The 14,767-nt window shown below is 66.9% G+C and carries 17 protein-coding genes and 1 tRNA gene; 12 read left to right on the top strand and 6 right to left on the bottom strand.

The annotated features are described in order from the left end of the window. A partial coding sequence (locus tag H5411_RS08430) for a class I SAM-dependent methyltransferase (RefSeq protein WP_220816650.1) occupies nucleotides 1–301 on the bottom strand: 301 nt, incomplete at its 3' end. A 28-nt stretch (nucleotides 302–329) separates the two neighbouring features. Between H5411_RS08430 and mug the strand changes: the two genes are divergently transcribed. The 4 genes from mug to H5411_RS08410 all read left to right on the top strand — a co-directional run bounded on the left by mug (nucleotide 330) and on the right by H5411_RS08410 (nucleotide 4,383). Then, nucleotides 330–908, top strand: coding sequence for a G/U mismatch-specific DNA glycosylase (mug, locus tag H5411_RS08425; RefSeq protein ID WP_183123470.1), 579 nt, complete (start codon nucleotides 330–332; stop codon nucleotides 906–908). 246 nt (nucleotides 909–1,154) lie between these two features. Further along, the gene (locus H5411_RS08420; protein ID WP_183123469.1) at nucleotides 1,155–1,943 is read left to right on the top strand and encodes a response regulator transcription factor; all 789 of its coding nucleotides are present in this window, start codon (nucleotides 1,155–1,157) and stop codon (nucleotides 1,941–1,943) included. A gap of 158 nt (nucleotides 1,944–2,101) precedes the next feature. Beyond that, nucleotides 2,102–3,946, top strand: a complete 1,845-nt coding sequence (locus tag H5411_RS08415) for an acyl-CoA dehydrogenase (protein WP_183123468.1) — start codon at nucleotides 2,102–2,104, stop codon at nucleotides 3,944–3,946. 161 nt (nucleotides 3,947–4,107) lie between these two features. Then, nucleotides 4,108–4,383: a GlsB/YeaQ/YmgE family stress response membrane protein gene (locus tag H5411_RS08410; RefSeq protein WP_183123467.1), complete on the top strand. Its 276-nt coding sequence runs from the start codon at nucleotides 4,108–4,110 to the stop codon at nucleotides 4,381–4,383. Between the two features lies 1 nt (nucleotide 4,384). Here the strand turns inward: H5411_RS08410 and H5411_RS08405 are convergent, their stop codons facing one another. Together H5411_RS08405 and H5411_RS08400 are read right to left on the bottom strand one after the other, a co-directional pair. Beyond that, a complete protein-coding gene (locus tag H5411_RS08405; RefSeq protein WP_183123466.1) occupies nucleotides 4,385–4,915 on the bottom strand; it encodes a GNAT family N-acetyltransferase in 531 nt (176 codons plus the stop codon). An 8-nt stretch (nucleotides 4,916–4,923) separates the two neighbouring features. After that, the gene (locus tag H5411_RS08400; protein WP_183123465.1) at nucleotides 4,924–5,301 is read right to left on the bottom strand and encodes a nitroreductase family deazaflavin-dependent oxidoreductase; all 378 of its coding nucleotides are present in this window, start codon (nucleotides 5,299–5,301) and stop codon (nucleotides 4,924–4,926) included. 113 nt (nucleotides 5,302–5,414) lie between these two features. On the opposite strand from H5411_RS08400, the gene H5411_RS08395 reads away from it, so the two are divergent. From H5411_RS08395 to H5411_RS08380, 4 genes are all read left to right on the top strand, one after another. After that, nucleotides 5,415–6,083, top strand: a complete 669-nt coding sequence (locus H5411_RS08395; RefSeq protein ID WP_246368851.1) for a hypothetical protein — start codon at nucleotides 5,415–5,417, stop codon at nucleotides 6,081–6,083. 2 nt (nucleotides 6,084–6,085) lie between these two features. Then, a complete protein-coding gene (locus tag H5411_RS08390; protein WP_183123464.1) occupies nucleotides 6,086–6,736 on the top strand; it encodes a hypothetical protein in 651 nt (216 codons plus the stop codon). Between the two features lie 139 nt (nucleotides 6,737–6,875). Then, nucleotides 6,876–8,267, top strand: a complete 1,392-nt coding sequence (locus H5411_RS08385) for an amino acid permease (RefSeq protein WP_183123463.1) — start codon at nucleotides 6,876–6,878, stop codon at nucleotides 8,265–8,267. 242 nt (nucleotides 8,268–8,509) lie between these two features. Then, nucleotides 8,510–8,671 (top strand): hypothetical protein, encoded by a 162-nt coding sequence (locus tag H5411_RS08380; RefSeq protein WP_183123462.1) that lies wholly within the window; start codon nucleotides 8,510–8,512, stop codon nucleotides 8,669–8,671. Between the two features lie 318 nt (nucleotides 8,672–8,989). Here the strand turns inward: H5411_RS08380 and H5411_RS08375 are convergent, their stop codons facing one another. Next, on the bottom strand, nucleotides 8,990–9,307 hold the full coding sequence (locus H5411_RS08375) for a DUF6966 domain-containing protein (RefSeq protein ID WP_101436847.1): 318 nt from the start codon (nucleotides 9,305–9,307) through the stop codon (nucleotides 8,990–8,992). 216 nt (nucleotides 9,308–9,523) lie between these two features. Here H5411_RS08375 and H5411_RS46955 point away from each other — a divergent pair, with 216 nt between their 5' ends. Beyond that, nucleotides 9,524–10,507, top strand: coding sequence for a DUF4236 domain-containing protein (locus H5411_RS46955; RefSeq protein ID WP_220816649.1), 984 nt, complete (start codon nucleotides 9,524–9,526; stop codon nucleotides 10,505–10,507). A gap of 501 nt (nucleotides 10,508–11,008) precedes the next feature. Here H5411_RS46955 and H5411_RS08365 read toward each other — a convergent pair. Further along, nucleotides 11,009–11,079, bottom strand: a tRNA-Gly gene (locus H5411_RS08365). Nucleotides 11,080–11,194: 115 nt separating this feature from the next. Here H5411_RS08365 and H5411_RS08360 point away from each other — a divergent pair. Together H5411_RS08360 and dcd are read left to right on the top strand one after the other, a co-directional pair. After that, nucleotides 11,195–12,403, top strand: a complete 1,209-nt coding sequence (locus tag H5411_RS08360) for an oxygenase MpaB family protein (RefSeq protein WP_101436848.1) — start codon at nucleotides 11,195–11,197, stop codon at nucleotides 12,401–12,403. Next, on the top strand, nucleotides 12,390–12,971 hold the full coding sequence (dcd, locus tag H5411_RS08355; protein ID WP_101436849.1) for a dCTP deaminase: 582 nt from the start codon (nucleotides 12,390–12,392) through the stop codon (nucleotides 12,969–12,971). The genes H5411_RS08360 and dcd overlap by 14 nt, the downstream gene beginning before the upstream one ends. A gap of 4 nt (nucleotides 12,972–12,975) precedes the next feature. Here the strand turns inward: dcd and H5411_RS08350 are convergent, their stop codons facing one another. Next, a complete protein-coding gene (locus H5411_RS08350; RefSeq protein WP_183123461.1) occupies nucleotides 12,976–14,166 on the bottom strand; it encodes an FAD-dependent oxidoreductase in 1,191 nt (396 codons plus the stop codon). 71 nt (nucleotides 14,167–14,237) lie between these two features. Here H5411_RS08350 and H5411_RS08345 point away from each other — a divergent pair, with 71 nt between their 5' ends. Continuing rightward, nucleotides 14,238–14,708 (top strand): MarR family winged helix-turn-helix transcriptional regulator, encoded by a 471-nt coding sequence (locus H5411_RS08345; RefSeq protein ID WP_183123460.1) that lies wholly within the window; start codon nucleotides 14,238–14,240, stop codon nucleotides 14,706–14,708. Nucleotides 14,709–14,767: the final 59 nt, after the last annotated feature.

Raw genomic sequence — 14,767 nt, 5'->3', positions numbered from 1 at the left:
CCCTACCCCCAGGAGGGCCCCGGACCCCGACGGCGGGACCCCGCCGGTCCAGCTGAAGCTCGTCGATCCGGGCGCAGACGGTCTCCGCGCCTCGAACGTGCGCGAGCGTCTCCGCCGATTCATCAACCGCGACCACCGAATGTCCGAGCGCGAGCAGCGGATGCGTCATACGCCCGGTCCCGCAGCCGAGTTCGAGCACCGCCGCGCCCGGCGGGATCGCACCGTGAATCACCTCCGGCTCGCCGGCGGCGGGCAGCTCCAGATAGAGGTCGACCGGGCAGCCGTCAGGCGTCACGCTCATGCCGCCCAGAGTGCCGGAAACTGGACCCATGCCCGCGAAACCCACCAAGGCCGAACAAGCCGCCGCGCACGGGACCACCATCCCGGACGTCCTGGCCCCCAACCTGAACGTGCTGTTCTGCGGGATCAACCCCGGCCTCTACTCCGGCGCGCTCGGCCTGCACTTCGCTCGTCCCGGCAACCGCTTCTGGCCCGCCCTCTACGCCAGCGGTTTCACCCCGCGGCTGCTGGACCCGAGCGAACAGGACGAACTCCTCGACCTCGGCCTCGGCATCACCAACGTCGTAGCCCGGACCACCGCCCGCGCCGACGAACTGACCGACGACGAACTCCGCGAGGGCGGCCAGATCCTGGCCAAGAAGGTCGAGAAGTACCGCCCGCGCTGGCTGGCAGTGGTCGGAATCACCGCCTACCGCGTCGCGTTCGGCGACCGCCGCGCCGCGGTCGGGCCGCAGGACCGGACAATCGGGACGACTCGGGTCTGGCTTCTGCCCAATCCCAGCGGTTTGAACGCTCATTGGACCCCGAAAACGCTCGCCGAGGAGTTCGGTCGGCTGCGCGCACGGGCGGTCACCGGAGATTCACCCGAGCAGTTAAACCCTCAGTAGAGCTAACCCGAGCGGGCGGACCCTCGCTGCGCCGTTCCCCCGCATTTCGAGGCCGATTTTCTACTCAGAGTTTGCTGCGACCAGCCGTTACGGCCATGAGGGGGAAACCGCGTCACAAGCTGCTCTCGGCGGAGTCGAACCAGGGACAAGGTGTCGTTCCCGGCCGGTTCCGGCAGGGGGGACCGGCGGGCACGCCGAGGGGGCGTGCCGGTCACCGGGAGCGACCATCGAGGACGGAGGCCCGAGATGCGTGGCATCGAGCCCCACCGAACGCCCATGTCGGCCGGTCAGCCAGCCGGCGGTCGAAGCCTGGGGGTCGCGGTCGTCGACCCGATCCCGATTTTCCGCGAGGGCATCGCGGCGATGGTGCACCGCACGCTGGGCCTGCACTGGTCCGGCCAGGCGGCGAGCCACCACGCGGCGATGCAGTTGTGCGAGCAGGTCCGCCCGGACGTCGTGATCCTCGACTCCGCGCTCGACCCCAACTGCCACCTCGCGAAGCTGCTCAACGCGGGCGACCCGGCACTCGTGCTGGTCACGCTCGTGCGCGACACCAATCGCACCCAGCAGTACCTCGCCGCGGCCATCGGCGCGGGCGCGCACGCCATCGTTCCGCGCGCGGTCGATTCCCGGCGGCTCGCCGAGGCAGTCCGGCGCGCGCACAACGACCGGCGCTACATCGACCCGGCGCTGTCCGCGCTCACCGCGCGGCCCAAACGCGAACCGTCGCCAAGAGCCGCACCGGTCGACGGGCACCTCGTGCAGCCCAAGGGCGCCATGCCGCTTTCACGCCGCGAGTACCAGGTTTTGCAGCTCGTCGCCGAAGGGCTGGAGAACTCCGGGATCGCGAAACTGCTCTTCCTGTCCGTGGAAACCGTGCGGACCCACGTGAAGAGCATTCTGCGCAAGCTTTCCGCCCGCGACCGGACACACGCGGTGACCATCGCGTTCCGCAGCGGCATCCTGGTCCCGCAGCTCGACGACAGCGCTGGTCCGCCGGCGGTGCAGGAGGCCGTGGCGCGCAGCACCCGGTGAGCCTGATCCCCTGGTTGTCCTGTCATTCCGAGCGAATTGCCACCCCTGGAAGGGCGGATTCGCTTGCTCTGGTTACTCGTAGGTAATATCCTGATGTTACCGGCGAGTAAGGGAACTGGTGCCCGGCCGGAAAGCCGAACACGACACGGAGTGACGACATGGGCCACTACAAGAGCAACGTCCGAGACCTGGAGTTCAACCTCTTCGAGGTACTCGGCGTGCAGGAACGGCTCGGCAAGGGCGTGCTCGCCGAGTCGGACGAGGAGACCGCCCGCGGCGTGCTGTCGGAGCTGAACAACCTCGCCACCGGCCCGCTCGCCGAGTCCTACGCCGACGCGGACCGCAACCCGCCGGTGTACGACCCCAAGACGTTCAGCGTGACGATCCCCGATTCGTTCAAGAAGAGCTACCAAGCGCTCGTCGACGGCGAATGGTGGCGGCTGGGCCTCACCAACGAGCTGGGCGGCTTCGGTCTGCCCCCGACGGTGCAGTGGGCCGCGGCCGAGCTGATCCTCGGCGCGAACGCTCCGCTGTTCATGTACCTGGCGGGTCCGAACTTCGCCATGATCGTGGACAAGAACGGCACCGAAGAGCAGAAGCACTGGGCTCAGCTGATGATCGACCGCGGCTGGGGAGCCACCATGGTGCTCACTGAGCCGGACGCCGGTTCGGACGTCGGCGCGGGCCGCACCAAGGCGGTCAAGCAGGAGGACGGCTCCTGGCACATCGACGGCGTGAAGCGGTTCATCACGTCGGCCGAGAACGACATGGTCGAGAACATCATGCACCTGGTGCTGGCCCGTCCCGAGGGTCCCGGCATCGAGACCAAGCCGGGCACCAAGGGCCTGTCGCTGTTCCTCGTCCCGAAGTTCCACTTCGACTCGAAGACCGGCGAGCTGGGCGAGCGCAACGGCGCCTTCGTCACCAACATCGAGCACAAGATGGGCATCAAGGTGTCCACCACGTGCGAGCTGACCTTCGGCCAGCACGGCACCCCGGCCAAGGGGTGGCTGCTCGGCGAGGTGCACGACGGCATCGCGCAGATGTTCCAGGTCATCGAGTACGCCCGGATGATGGTCGGCACCAAGGCGATCGCCACGCTGTCCACCGGCTACCTGAACGCGCTGGAGTACGCCAAGGAGCGCGTGCAGGGCGCTGACCTGCCGAACATGCTGAACAAGACCGCGCCGCGCGTCACGATCACGCACCACCCCGACGTGCGTCGCTCGCTGATGCTGCAGAAGGCGTACGCCGAGGGCCTGCGCGCGATCTACCTCTACACCGCGTCTTTCCAGGACCAGCTGTGGACCGGCGAGGGCGACGAAGCTTCGCTGAAGCTGGCGCACGCGGTCAACGACCTGCTGCTGCCGATCGTCAAGGGCGTCGGCTCCGAGCGCGCCACCGAGCAGCTCGTGCAGTCGCTGCAGACGCTCGGCGGTTCCGGCTTCCTGCAGGACTACCCGATCGAGCAGTACATCCGCGACGCGAAGATCGACTCGCTGTACGAGGGCACCACGGCGATCCAGTCGCTGGACTTCTTCTTCCGCAAGATCGTCCGGGACAAGGGTCAGGCCCTCGCGTTCGTCGCGGGCGAGATCACCAAGTTCATCGAGTCCGAGGCGGGCAACGGCCGGCTCAAGAACGAGCGCGCGCTGCTCAAGCAGGCGCTCGAGGACACCCAGGGCATGCTGGGCTCGCTGATCGGCTACCTGACCTCGTCGCAGGAAGACCCGCAGAACATCAACAAGGTCGGCCAGCACACCGTGCGGCTGCTGATGTCGGTCGGCGACCTGCTGGTCGGCTGGAAGCTGCTGCAGGCTGCCGAGGTCGCGCTGGAGAAGCTCGACAACGGCGCGTCGGCCAAGGACAAGCCGTTCTACGAGGGCAAGCTGGCGGTGGCGTCGTTCTTCGCGAAGACCGTGCTGCCGGAGCTGACCTCGCGCCGCGCCATCGTGGAGGCCGCGGACAACGCGCTGATGGACGTGGACGAAGCCGCGTTCTGATCGCACTCGCTGGAAAAAATGCCCCGGTCCGCACCCCGGACCGGGGCATTTTCCGTACTTCCAGTGGCGGTTACCCCAGTCGGGCGGTAAGCCGGGTTTGGCCCCCCGGGTTCCGGGCTAAACCGGTCGAGCCCGGTCCTCTCGGCAGAAGGAGTGTCGCCATGGCGGTTTCCGGCATTATCAGCGCGATCGTGATCGGCCTGATCCTCGGCCTGCTCGGCAAGCTGGTCGCACCTGGGAAGCAACCGATCCCGATCTGGCTGACGATCATCGTGGGCATCATCGCCGCGTTCGTCGGCTCCGCGATCGCACGCGGGCTCGGCTACGCCAACACCAAGGGCATCGACTGGCTGGAGATCATCACCCAGGTCGTGCTGGCCGCGATCGGCGTGAGCATCGCCGCCGGCATGTACGGCAAGCGGAAGGTCAAGGGCTAGCTCAGTCGTTCAGCTCCGGCTCGAGGAGGCTCATCAGGTACATGTCGTGGTACTGGCCGTCCGGCCCGCGATGGCATTCGCGGTGCCTGCCGTCCTCCACGAACCCGACCTTGCGGTAGACGTGCCGGGCGCGCTCGTTCTCGGCGACCACCCAGAGCGCGATCAGGTGCAGCCGCATGACGTTGAATCCGTAGCGGCACATGAGTTTCAACGCCTCGGTGCCGTACCCGCCGTCCCAGTGATCGGTCTCGCCGATGTAGATGTCCAGCTCGGCGCGGCCGATCTCTGGGCGGGCGTCGCGCAGGTCGACGACGCCGATCAGCTTGCCCGCTTCGATCGACTCGATCCCGAGCACGACGTTTTCGTACTTGTTCACCGGGCGCTCTTCGCCCCACTTGCGCAGTTGCGCGAGCGAGCGCGGATGGTCGCTGGTCATGTACCGGCCGACCTCCGGATCGTGGATCCACCGGTAGATCGATTCCGCGTCCGACGGTTCGATCGCCCGCAGCCGCACCAGCTTCCCCGTGAGCATCGCGCCCCTTATTCTCGTTTCAGCACAAGGAAATCCGTGACGCCGACCAGCCCGAGGAACTGCCGCACCCCCGGCGGCATCGGCCGGCGCGATTCATCATGCACGAGTTCCGGGTCCCGCACGCGGTATTTATGACCGCGGGTGAGCACCTCGGCCTCGCCCGCGGCGCGGACGTTGCGGACCCAGTCGGCGTCCGGTCCGTAGGTGAGCGCGACGACGAACCCGTCGTCGGTGCGGAAGATGTTGAGCGGGGTGCGGAACTCGCGGCCGGACTTGCGGCCGCGGTGCACGATCACCCCGAATCCGGGCAGTTTGTCGGCGAAGGGTTTCGTGACCCGGTTGGTGACCACGCGGTTGAACCGGGCGAGACGTTCAGGCAGCACCATGCGTCAAGCCTAATCCAACGTACGTGGAATTTCCTGGCGGAGACGCGCTGTGCACCTGAGCGAGCGGGTCTGGTGGGATGGGCCCGCAGCCGTACGCGAGGTGGGGAGCGGGCATGTCCGAGGAATGGCTCATGCGGCAGGAACCGCACGCGGCGGTGCTCGTCGCGCGGGGTCTGATCGAGCATCCGGAGCGGCTGGATCACGTGCTGCTCGACGACGAAGAAGGCTGGTTCGTCAGCGACGGGTCGGAGTTCGGCGAGGACCCGGAGCTGGACGAGGAGCAGTTCGCCTCGATGTGCCTGCACGACGTGGTCGAACTGGTGCCGCAGTTGACCGCGCTGGCGAAGCTGCCCGCCGGGATGGGCGCGGACTGGGACACTGACGGCTCGACGTGGGTGCTGATTTCGCCGCTGGTCCCCAGCGATGACGAGGAAGCACGCGCGTACCGGGAGGCCCGGATCGCCGCTTGGCCGCATGCCGGGTCGCCGATGGACGAGGTGAACCTCAGCCTCGGGTTGATGGAAATCAGCACTGCTTCGGACGCTCCGGCGCGCGGCGTGCGGTACGTCAGCCGGGAAGAGGACGGCACGTGGATGTTCGTCGGGTTCGAGGTCGCCGATCCGGACGAGGAGACCGAGGTCGAGGTCGACACGCTGGAGCTCGGGCACGTGGCGGAGCTGTACCCGGACGTGGTCGAACTCCTGGACGCGGAACCGGGCGAGGTGTTCTTCCGCGAGGCACCGGATGCCGAGTGGTTGCAGGTAATCGACGACGGGGAGTGAGCATGTCCGAACACTGGCCGCTGCGACAGGACCCGGAATCCCCGGTGATCATCGCGCACGAACTGGTCGAGCATCCGGAGAAACTGGCCTTCGTCGTCCTCGACGATGACGACGACTGGTTCATCAGCGACGGCGCCGAGTTCGAAGAGGACATGGAGGTCAACCGCCAGCTGTTCGGCGCGATGCCCCTGCGCGAGGCGGTGGCCCTGTTGCCGCACCTGGTCGCGCTGGCCGACGTGCCCGCCGGGATGGCCGCGGACTGGGATGCGGAGCGTCTCGCCTGGCTGCTCAGCTCGGTGTCGGATTCCGATGACGTGGACGAGGACCTCGCCCACCGCGACGCCCGGATCGCCGCCTGGACGCATCCCGGGTCGCCGCTGGAAGAAGTCCAGCTGAGCACCGGCCTGACCGAAATCGGAACGACCGCCGACGCTCCGGCGCGCGCGGTCCGCCAGGTCGTCCGGGAGCAGGACGGGACGTGGCTGTTCGTCGGCTTCGAGGTCCCGGAAGCGGAGGACTTCGAGGTGGAAGGCCTGGAGCTGGAACACGTCGTGCAGCTGTACCCGGACGTCGTGCCGGCCTTGCTCGCCGCGCCGGGCCAGGTGTTCGACCGCGCCGAGCCGGGCGCGCCGTGGGAACTGGTGGAAGGCTGACGTCCTTTGTGGACCGTCTGAAATCGCAGACGCTTTCCCGTCGTCGTCGGTTGGGCGGCCGAGGGCGGATCGGTTCTACTGTGCCGACCCGCTCGCGCGCCGATGCGCGGCGGGCCGCCGATTTCGGGAGGTGCCGTCGATGACGACGAAGTCCGGGGATGGTTTGAGCCGCCGGTTGAACGGCAGGCACATCCGGTTCATCGCCTTGGGTTCGGCGATCGGCACCGGATTGTTCTACGGCTCCTCGGACACGATCGCCAAAGCCGGCCCGTCGGTGTTGCTCGCGTATCTCATCGGCGGTGCGGCGATTTTCTTCGTCCTGCGCGCTTTGGGCGAGATGGCCGTCAACGATCCCGCGCCCGGTTCGTTCGGCGAATACGCGCGGAAGCACCTTGGTCCCCTGGCAGGCTTCCTGACCGGCTGGACCTACGCGTTCGAGATGGTGATCGTCTGCGTCGCCGATGTCACGGCTTTGGCTGTGTATATGGGATTCTGGTTCCCCGATGTGCCACGGTGGATCTGGGTAGTGCTGACGATCCTCGTTATCGCAGCCGCGAACCTGGTCAGCGTACGGGTTTACGGTGAACTGGAATTCTGGTTCACGCTGGTCAAGGTAGTAGCCATCGTCGCGATGATCCTCGGCGGAGCGGCAATCCTTCTCTTCGGCACCGGCAGCTCTTCCGGTGGGGTATCCAACCTGTGGTCCCACGGCGGCTGGTTCCCCAACGGCATCGGCGGTTTCCTGGGATCGTTCGCCCTGGTGATGTTCGCCTTCGGCGGTACCGAGATTTTGGGCCTCACCGCGGCCGAGTCCGAAGACCCGCGCACCGCCATGCCCAAGGCGGTCAACACGGTCCCGGTTCGCGTTCTGCTTTTCTACGTGGCGACCCTGGCGATCATCATGATGCTGAACCCGTGGAACACGATCAGCACTTCGGGAAGCCCCTTCGTCCAAATCTTCGCCGGTCTTGGATTGCACTCCGCCGCAACGGTTTTGAACATCGTCGTGGTGACCGCCGCGTTGTCCGCGATCAACAGCGACATCTTCGGCGCCGGACGAATGATCTACGGCCTGGCTCGCCGCGGCCAAGCTCCTGCGGTGATGGCCCGGGTTACGCGCAATGGGATTCCGTGGATGACCGTTCTGGTGGTCGCTGCCGCTCTGAGTCTTGCTGTGGTGCTGAACTATCTGCTGCCGGACAGCGCTTTCCTGCTGATCGCGTCGGTAGGCACCTTCGCGACGGTGTGGGTCTGGTTCATGATCCTGCTTACGCACTACCGCTCTCGACGTCAGTTGTCTGCCTCGGATCTGGCTGGTCGTGAGTTCCCGGTGCCGTTTTGGCCGGTGGGCCAGGTTCTGACGATGGTGTTCATGGTGTTCATCTTCGTGGTGATGGCGTTCGCCGAGGACACCCGCCTGGCACTGATCGTCGGAGTGGCATGGCTGGCATTGCTGTGCGGCTTGTTCTGGTTCCACCGGAGGGCAAGTTCATCGGCACCGAAGGAAGACGCGATGAGCGAGGCGCGATAGACCGCGTCGGTGCTGATCGCCGATAGTGTCGAGAAGCACCGAGCCAGGCCGCGCCGCTGGACAAGCCGACGCCCATCCGCGGGGGTGTGCAACCAGATAGCGTCCATAGTGGACACCCCCTTCCGATTCCCGTGGCATACTCAATGAATGGCGCAACGCCGATCGCGGCTGCTTCAGTGGTTGCGTGCCGACCTGGCCAAGGCACCCGGCCTCCGAGGTGCTCGATCCGGTCCGCTCCCCAGTTGCTCCTGTGGCTGCTTCTCTACCTGGTACTCGCCTACGGAGCCCTGGCCGCGATCCTCGCTCTGACCGGCCAGTGGGCTGCTTTCCCGCAGTGGTCGGCCTACCCCGGTCTGACCGCGGGCGAACTGCTCGGCGCTCGGCTCCCCCGGGAACGGAAATAGAGCTGCCGAATGGCACCGCAGAAAAGCAGTAGGGGCGCTTCCCATTCCGGAAAGCGCCCCTACCGAGCTGCTAAAAACAGCCAAGAGAGCGGATGACGGGAATCGAACCCGCGTATTCAGCTCGGGAACCAGTCGTTAGGGCCTGAAAAGTGCCTCTGACCTGCTGCCCGGGTATGCGCCAGGCCCCCTGTGGACCGGGGCAAGTTGCCGGGAATTACCCCTAGCGACCCCGGGGCTGAGGCGATCTCTTCGGTGCCTTCCCCCTGACCTCCGAAGCGGTGCCTGGTCCAGGGCAGCGCCGTGCTCGCCGGAGGCATCTCACCCGCGCAGCTGATGTTGGAAGTCGCAGGCGGTTTGGTGAATCCGCGTCCGGAGGCTGTCGAGTTGCTGGTTGGCGTTCGCGACGTCGTCGGGGTTGACCGCGTGCCCGTTCATGGGATGGATGACCAGGTCGTTGAAGCTGCCCGGGCCGCCGTAGACGCCCAAAATCCGGGAGAGGCAGTGTGCATCGCCGTTCGCGATATCCGTCCGCACGGCCCTGGCCCAGCGTGCCCAGTGCTGCTCGTCGACGCGCTCGAAGAGAGCTAGCAGCGCGTCGATGTCGGTGGCGAGCTCGCCGATCGGGTCGGATGCCATGGACTTACGGTGGCACAGACCGTCCTGTGTACGCGGAGCGCAGGTGGTACCGAGTCCCGGAGATGCCGAGCATTTGCGCCGGACTGGCTGCGGCGTCATGCCGAGCTCGACGCAGCCCGGGACTGGTCGGACCGGCCGTGCGAGTGAAAATCGACGCCGGGTGTAACGGGAGCCTCATTTGATCGACTTCAGGATGAGCAGATCTGGGAGGCCAGGGTGGGGTTTCGGTACCGGAAGTCGTTCAAGCTGGCCCCGGGCGTGCGCATGAACGTCTCAAAGAGCGGCGTCGGCTACTCAGTCGGAGGCAAGGGCGTGCGGATGACCAAACGTGCGCGTGGCGGGGTCCAGACGACGGTGAACCTGCCGGGAACGGGCCTCGGCTACACGACTGGCAACGGCGGGCCGGCACCCGCCCGGCGGAAGCCGGGGCGCCGAGAAGCAGTCGCGTCCAGGCAGGCCGCTCGCAAAGCGGCTGTTGCGGAGGCGGAGCCGCAGAATGGCCAGCCGGTTTCTGTCCGCGCTCCTGGGAAACGTTGGGTTGCGGGCTCGTGGTACTACGTCGTGTTGGTTGGGACGGCGGGTACGTTCGCGTGGTTACCGTTCCTGCACGCGGCTATCCGCTTGAAGACGGCCAAAGCGCGGCGACTCGCCCTGATCTTCGGTGGCCTCGACTTGCTGGTTTACGTGCTCCTGGCCTTGACCCCCCAGAACAGCCAAGGCCAGGTAACCGACAGCCCGATCAGCACCATCGGCGGTTTGCTCGCGGCGGGAATCATCATTGGCGGTTGCATCGCGCTGACGCCGCTGCGGCGCATGGTGTACGGGGGTATGCCGGTCGAGGAACCAAGCCAGCAGCTTAGTGCCGACCCGGCCATTAACGCAGTACTGGTGGCACGTGCCCGACGGGACGAAGCCAGGAGCTTGGCGGCAGCCGATCCGCTGCTTGCACGCGAGCTGTGCGTCGGTCGGCCCGACCTGGCCCGCTCTTACGATGACGGCGGCTTGGTCGATCTCAACAGCGCGCCGGCTGAGGTCATCGCCGGGCTGTGCGGGGTTTCATCCGACGTGGCTGCCACTGTCGTTGCGGTTCGTGACCGTCGGGGCGTGCCGTTCGCCAACGTAGACGAACTGTTCGTGATGGCTGACATTCCGGTGGACGTGTGGGACCGCATCCGAGATCGGGCAGTGCTGATCCCATGACTTGGCGTCGACAGGGCCTTGGTCCGATAGAGCCAAGTTCGGCAGGAGTGCGATGTCGGTTGCTTGAACGGGCAGTTCGCCGATAGGTCCTCGAACCGTCGTGCCCCGCGCCTCGTCTGCTAGCACCTCAGTCGTCGACTGCCGTTAGTCGGCCATGTTGAGGAGTGACTAATGGCAATGAACTGGCAACCGAGACATCTTCGGGGTAGTTCATAGTTCCAGCCGTCCCGGGGCGAATCCAGCCACGTCGGCGATGCGCCAGCGCCCACCCTCCTTTGGAACAAGAAGGACACCAAAGGCAAACTTGCCTCATTCAGGGAGACAAACTCATACTTCGGGTGCTGCAGCTCGATCGCCAACTGGAGTTCCTGCCGGTACTTTCGGGCAAGAGTGGTGGTGCTGGGCGATCGAGTGATGCTGTTGGAAAGGTCCGCAGAATGCCAGTAGGGGCGCTTCCCATTCCGGAAAGCGCCCCTACCGAGCTGCTAAAACAGCCAAGAGAGCGGATGACGGGAATCGAACCCGCGTATTCAGCTTGGGAAGCTGATGTTCTACCATTGAACTACATCCGCAGTACTCCGCCAGCATACACAACCACGGCACCCCCACGTCCAGCGGGGGCATGCCTTGACGCTCCGCCAGCAAAGTGACAACACTTGTTGTCGAACCACGGTGCGGAGGTGCGCGATGGACGACCCCGAGATGTCTCCCGAGATGTTCCGGCAGGGCGGGTTTCGGCTGGCGGCCCGGACGCGGGGCGCCACCGCCGACGAGGGCCAGATCAAGCGGCTCCGGAGCTTCGCGCAGCAGGAGGACGCCTTGGCGGACGCGGTCGTCGAGTGGCTGCACCGGGAACCCCACAACCGGGACCTCGTCGACCAGGCGCTGGCCGGGAAACAAGGACCGCCGGAGATCGAAGCTTTCCGAGCGCACGTCGAAGCCACCCCGTACTGGGTCGATCACCGGCGGCTCGTCAGCGGCGCGAAGGCGATCACCCGGGCTGGGCTGCTGGGGCTCTTCCCGCTCGGCGACATGTCGCTCATGGGCGGCTACCTGGCCTCGCGGGCGACGAAATCGCTGGTCGGCACCGGGGAGATCGAACATCGGGCACCGCGGCGGCTGGTGGAGACCGCGGCGTGGTGGATTGACGTCACGACTCCGGGGGCGCTCGAGAAGCATGGCACGGGATACCAAGCCGCCTTGAAGATCCGGCTGGTGCACGCGCACGTCCGGCGTGCGATGAACAGCAGGCCGGACTGGGATTACGACCGGTGGGACCGGCCGGTCAACCAGGTCCAGACCGCGGGCACTCTCCTCCTCTTCTCGCTCGTCTATCTGTTCGGCACGCAGCTGCTCGGCCTCCGCTACACCGCCCGCGAGAAGGCCGACATCCTGCATCTTTGGCGCTACGTCGGCTGGCTGATGGGCGTCGACGACGAGCTGCTGCCCGCCGATGAGGACGACGCCTGGCGGTTGCTCTGGATGCTGGCCGCCACCGAGTTCATCCCGGACGACGACTCCAAGCGGCTCGCCCGCGCCCTCGTCGACGCGCACGCGGCGATCGGCGAGGGGCGCGGGGTCGCCGGGAAGGTGCTCGCGCAGGTGAACGTCGGCGTGCACTCCGCGATCAGCCGGCTCGTGCTCGGGCGCGACAACGCCGACTTTCTCGGGCTGCCGGACAACCCGGTCGCGCAGGCCGCGGTGCTCGCCGCCGCTGGGGTGAATTACGCGGCGGAGACGGTCCGGCAACTCGTGCCCGGCGCGACTGCGCTGCAGGAAGCGGTCGGCGCGTTCGGCCGCCGGCGGTACCTCAAGCGGATGGACGCGGTGTTCGGACGGAGGGGCGCCCCGGCCGCGCCTGCCCGCCCGATAGGCTGCATCCGTGCTGCTCAGTGACCGTGACCTCCGCAAAGAGCTCGACGCCGGCCGTCTCGGCATCGACCCCTTCGACCCTGCCATGGTCCAGCCGTCCAGCATCGACGTCCGGCTCGACCGGTACTTCCGGGTCTTCGACAACAGCAAATACACCCACATCGACCCGCAGCTGCAGCAGGACGAGCTGACCTCGCTGGTCGAAAAAGAGGGCGACGAGCCGTTCGTGCTGCACCCCGGCGAGTTCGTGCTCGGGTCCACGTTCGAGCAGGTCCGGCTCGCCGACGACCTCGCCGGACGGCTCGAGGGCAAATCCTCCCTCGGCCGCCTCGGGCTGCTCACCCACTCCACCGCGGGCTTCATCGACCCCGGCTTCTCCGGGCACATCACGCTCGAGCTGTCGAACGTCGCGAATCTGCCGATCACGCTGTGGCCGGGCATGAAAATCGGTCAGCTGTGCATTTTCCGGCTGTCCAGTTCGGCGGAATTCCCGTACGGCTCCAGCGAGGCCGGCTCCCGCTACCAGGGGCAGCGCGGGCCGACGCCGAGCCGGGCGTACAAGAACTTCCACCGCGTCGACACCTGGCGCTAGCCGCTCACGCGACCGGGGCCGCCCAGTCGATCCGGTGGTCCCACATGAACCGGTTCGGGTCGTCGGTGGCCGGTTTGCGCATCGCGCGCGTGAGGAAGAAGTCCCGCAGCACCCGGCCGACCGGACCGGGGGCTTTGGCGTCGCCGTTGCGTTTGCCTTGCGCGACAACGGCTTCCACCCGCCCCCGGCGCAACGTCTCGAAGGTCGTCAACGCGGCCGCCGGATCGGAGACGTCGCGCAGGCACATCGCGAGCGTCACCGCGTCCTCGATCGCCATCGCCGCGCCCTGACCAGCCGCCGGTGAGGTCGCGTGCGCGGCGTCGCCAATGAGGCCGATCCGGCCGCGGTGCCAGACCGGGACCGTCGGGAAGTCGTACGTCGCCCACGGTTCGTAGATGTTTTCGCTGGCCTCGATGATCGCGGTCGCCGGAGTGCGATCGGGGCGGACCAGGTCGAGCAGCCGCTTCCGCCAGCCGGGGCCGCGCATCGCGGCGAGCTCGGACTCCGTCGGCTCGCTGGCGTGCGGCACGTTCGCGAACCACCAGACCGCGCCGTCCGGGGCGAGCACGTGCGCGAAGAACGCCTTGCGGCCGAACACCATGTGCATGACGCCCGGCTCGTCGTCGAGGTCGAGGCCGCGTGCGAAACCGCCGGTGTTGAGCAAGGGCACGTACCGCGGCGATGGCGCGGAAGGATCAAGGATCCGGCGGACTGTCGACCGCAGACCGTCAGCACCGATCAGCACGTCGCCCTCGGATTTCGTGCCGTCGGCGAAGGCAGCGGTGACGCCGTCCGCCGTCTGCGTGGCGTCGGTCAGCCGCTTGCCGAACTCCGTGGCCGCGCCGCGTCTGGCCGCTTCGTCGCGCAGCGCCACGTAGAGGTCGGAGCGCAGCACGGTCTGGCTCACCGTGCCGTCCGGCAGCGGCCCGCCGAGCGGGAACTCGCTGAGCCGGCGGCCGTTGCCGAGCCCGAGCGTCATCCGCGGCGTGTCGAATCCCAGGTCTTTGACCAGCGGTTTCAGTCCTAACGGCGTCAGTGCGTCGAGACCGTTCACCGCGAGCGTCAGGAACGCGCCGACGCCCTCCGCGCTGCGGTCGTACGCCTCGTACAGCACCGGTTCGTGCCCCACCTCGTGCAGCGCGATCGCGGTGATCGCTCCCGCGATGCCCCCGCCCGCGATCAAGACTCGTGCCATGGTTCGCCCCCTCGAATATCTTGGAAAGTAATTCGTTCTATCGAACTAAAGAGTCCGCTAGACTCCGGGGCATGTCAAGCGAACGCGAGGATCTGGTCGCTGAGCTGCTGCTTCGTGCTCGAAAGCTGTCGACCGAGACGGTCATGTTCCACACCGCGATCGCCGAGCAGAACGGGCTCTCCGCGGTCGAAAGCAAGGTCGCCGACTACCTCGCCCGGCTCGGTCCGCTCACGCCGAAGGAGCTGGCCGAGTACGCGGGGCTCGCGCCCGCGTCCGTCACCGCGCTGGTCGACCGGCTCGAGGGCAAAGGCATCGTCAACCGGATGCCGCATCCGGAGGACCGGCGGAAGGTTCTCGTTCGCGTCAACCCGGCGAACGTCGAACGCGCCGCTCCCCTGTGGGACTACATCGTCTCGGCGACCAAGGCGGTCGCGGCCGGCTACACCGACGAGCAACTCCAAACGGTGATCGAGTTCCTCGATCAGGCAGCGGCGATCACCCACGAGTCAACCGTGCGTCTCACTCATCGCTCAGCGGAGTGAGCTAATGCCACTGCCGGGTAGGAAATCGCCGCGGCATCACCGGATGGTGGAAAACTTGC

The sequence above is a fragment of the Amycolatopsis echigonensis genome, from assembly GCF_014174495.1.
In the GTDB taxonomy this organism is placed as follows: Bacteria; Actinomycetota; Actinomycetes; order Mycobacteriales; family Pseudonocardiaceae; genus Amycolatopsis; species Amycolatopsis echigonensis.
Note: the sequence above shows the minus strand (reverse complement) of the source record. Positions and strands in the feature narration are given on the sequence as shown.

Coding starts and splice junctions, on each gene's coding strand:
- mug (WP_183123470.1), top strand. CDS start 330: ATGCCCGCGAAACCCACCAAGGCCGAACAAGCCGCCGCGCACGGGACC.
- H5411_RS08420 (WP_183123469.1), top strand. CDS start 1,155: ATGCGTGGCATCGAGCCCCACCGAACGCCCATGTCGGCCGGTCAGCCA.
- H5411_RS08415 (WP_183123468.1), top strand. CDS start 2,102: ATGGGCCACTACAAGAGCAACGTCCGAGACCTGGAGTTCAACCTCTTC.
- H5411_RS08410 (WP_183123467.1), top strand. CDS start 4,108: ATGGCGGTTTCCGGCATTATCAGCGCGATCGTGATCGGCCTGATCCTC.
- H5411_RS08405 (WP_183123466.1), bottom strand. CDS start 4,915: ATGCTCACGGGGAAGCTGGTGCGGCTGCGGGCGATCGAACCGTCGGAC.
- H5411_RS08400 (WP_183123465.1), bottom strand. CDS start 5,301: ATGGTGCTGCCTGAACGTCTCGCCCGGTTCAACCGCGTGGTCACCAAC.
- H5411_RS08395 (WP_246368851.1), top strand. CDS start 5,415: ATGTCCGAGGAATGGCTCATGCGGCAGGAACCGCACGCGGCGGTGCTC.
- H5411_RS08390 (WP_183123464.1), top strand. CDS start 6,086: ATGTCCGAACACTGGCCGCTGCGACAGGACCCGGAATCCCCGGTGATC.
- H5411_RS08385 (WP_183123463.1), top strand. CDS start 6,876: ATGACGACGAAGTCCGGGGATGGTTTGAGCCGCCGGTTGAACGGCAGG.
- H5411_RS08375 (WP_101436847.1), bottom strand. CDS start 9,307: ATGGCATCCGACCCGATCGGCGAGCTCGCCACCGACATCGACGCGCTG.
- H5411_RS08360 (WP_101436848.1), top strand. CDS start 11,195: ATGGACGACCCCGAGATGTCTCCCGAGATGTTCCGGCAGGGCGGGTTT.
- H5411_RS08350 (WP_183123461.1), bottom strand. CDS start 14,166: ATGGCACGAGTCTTGATCGCGGGCGGGGGCATCGCGGGAGCGATCACC.
- H5411_RS08345 (WP_183123460.1), top strand. CDS start 14,238: ATGTCAAGCGAACGCGAGGATCTGGTCGCTGAGCTGCTGCTTCGTGCT.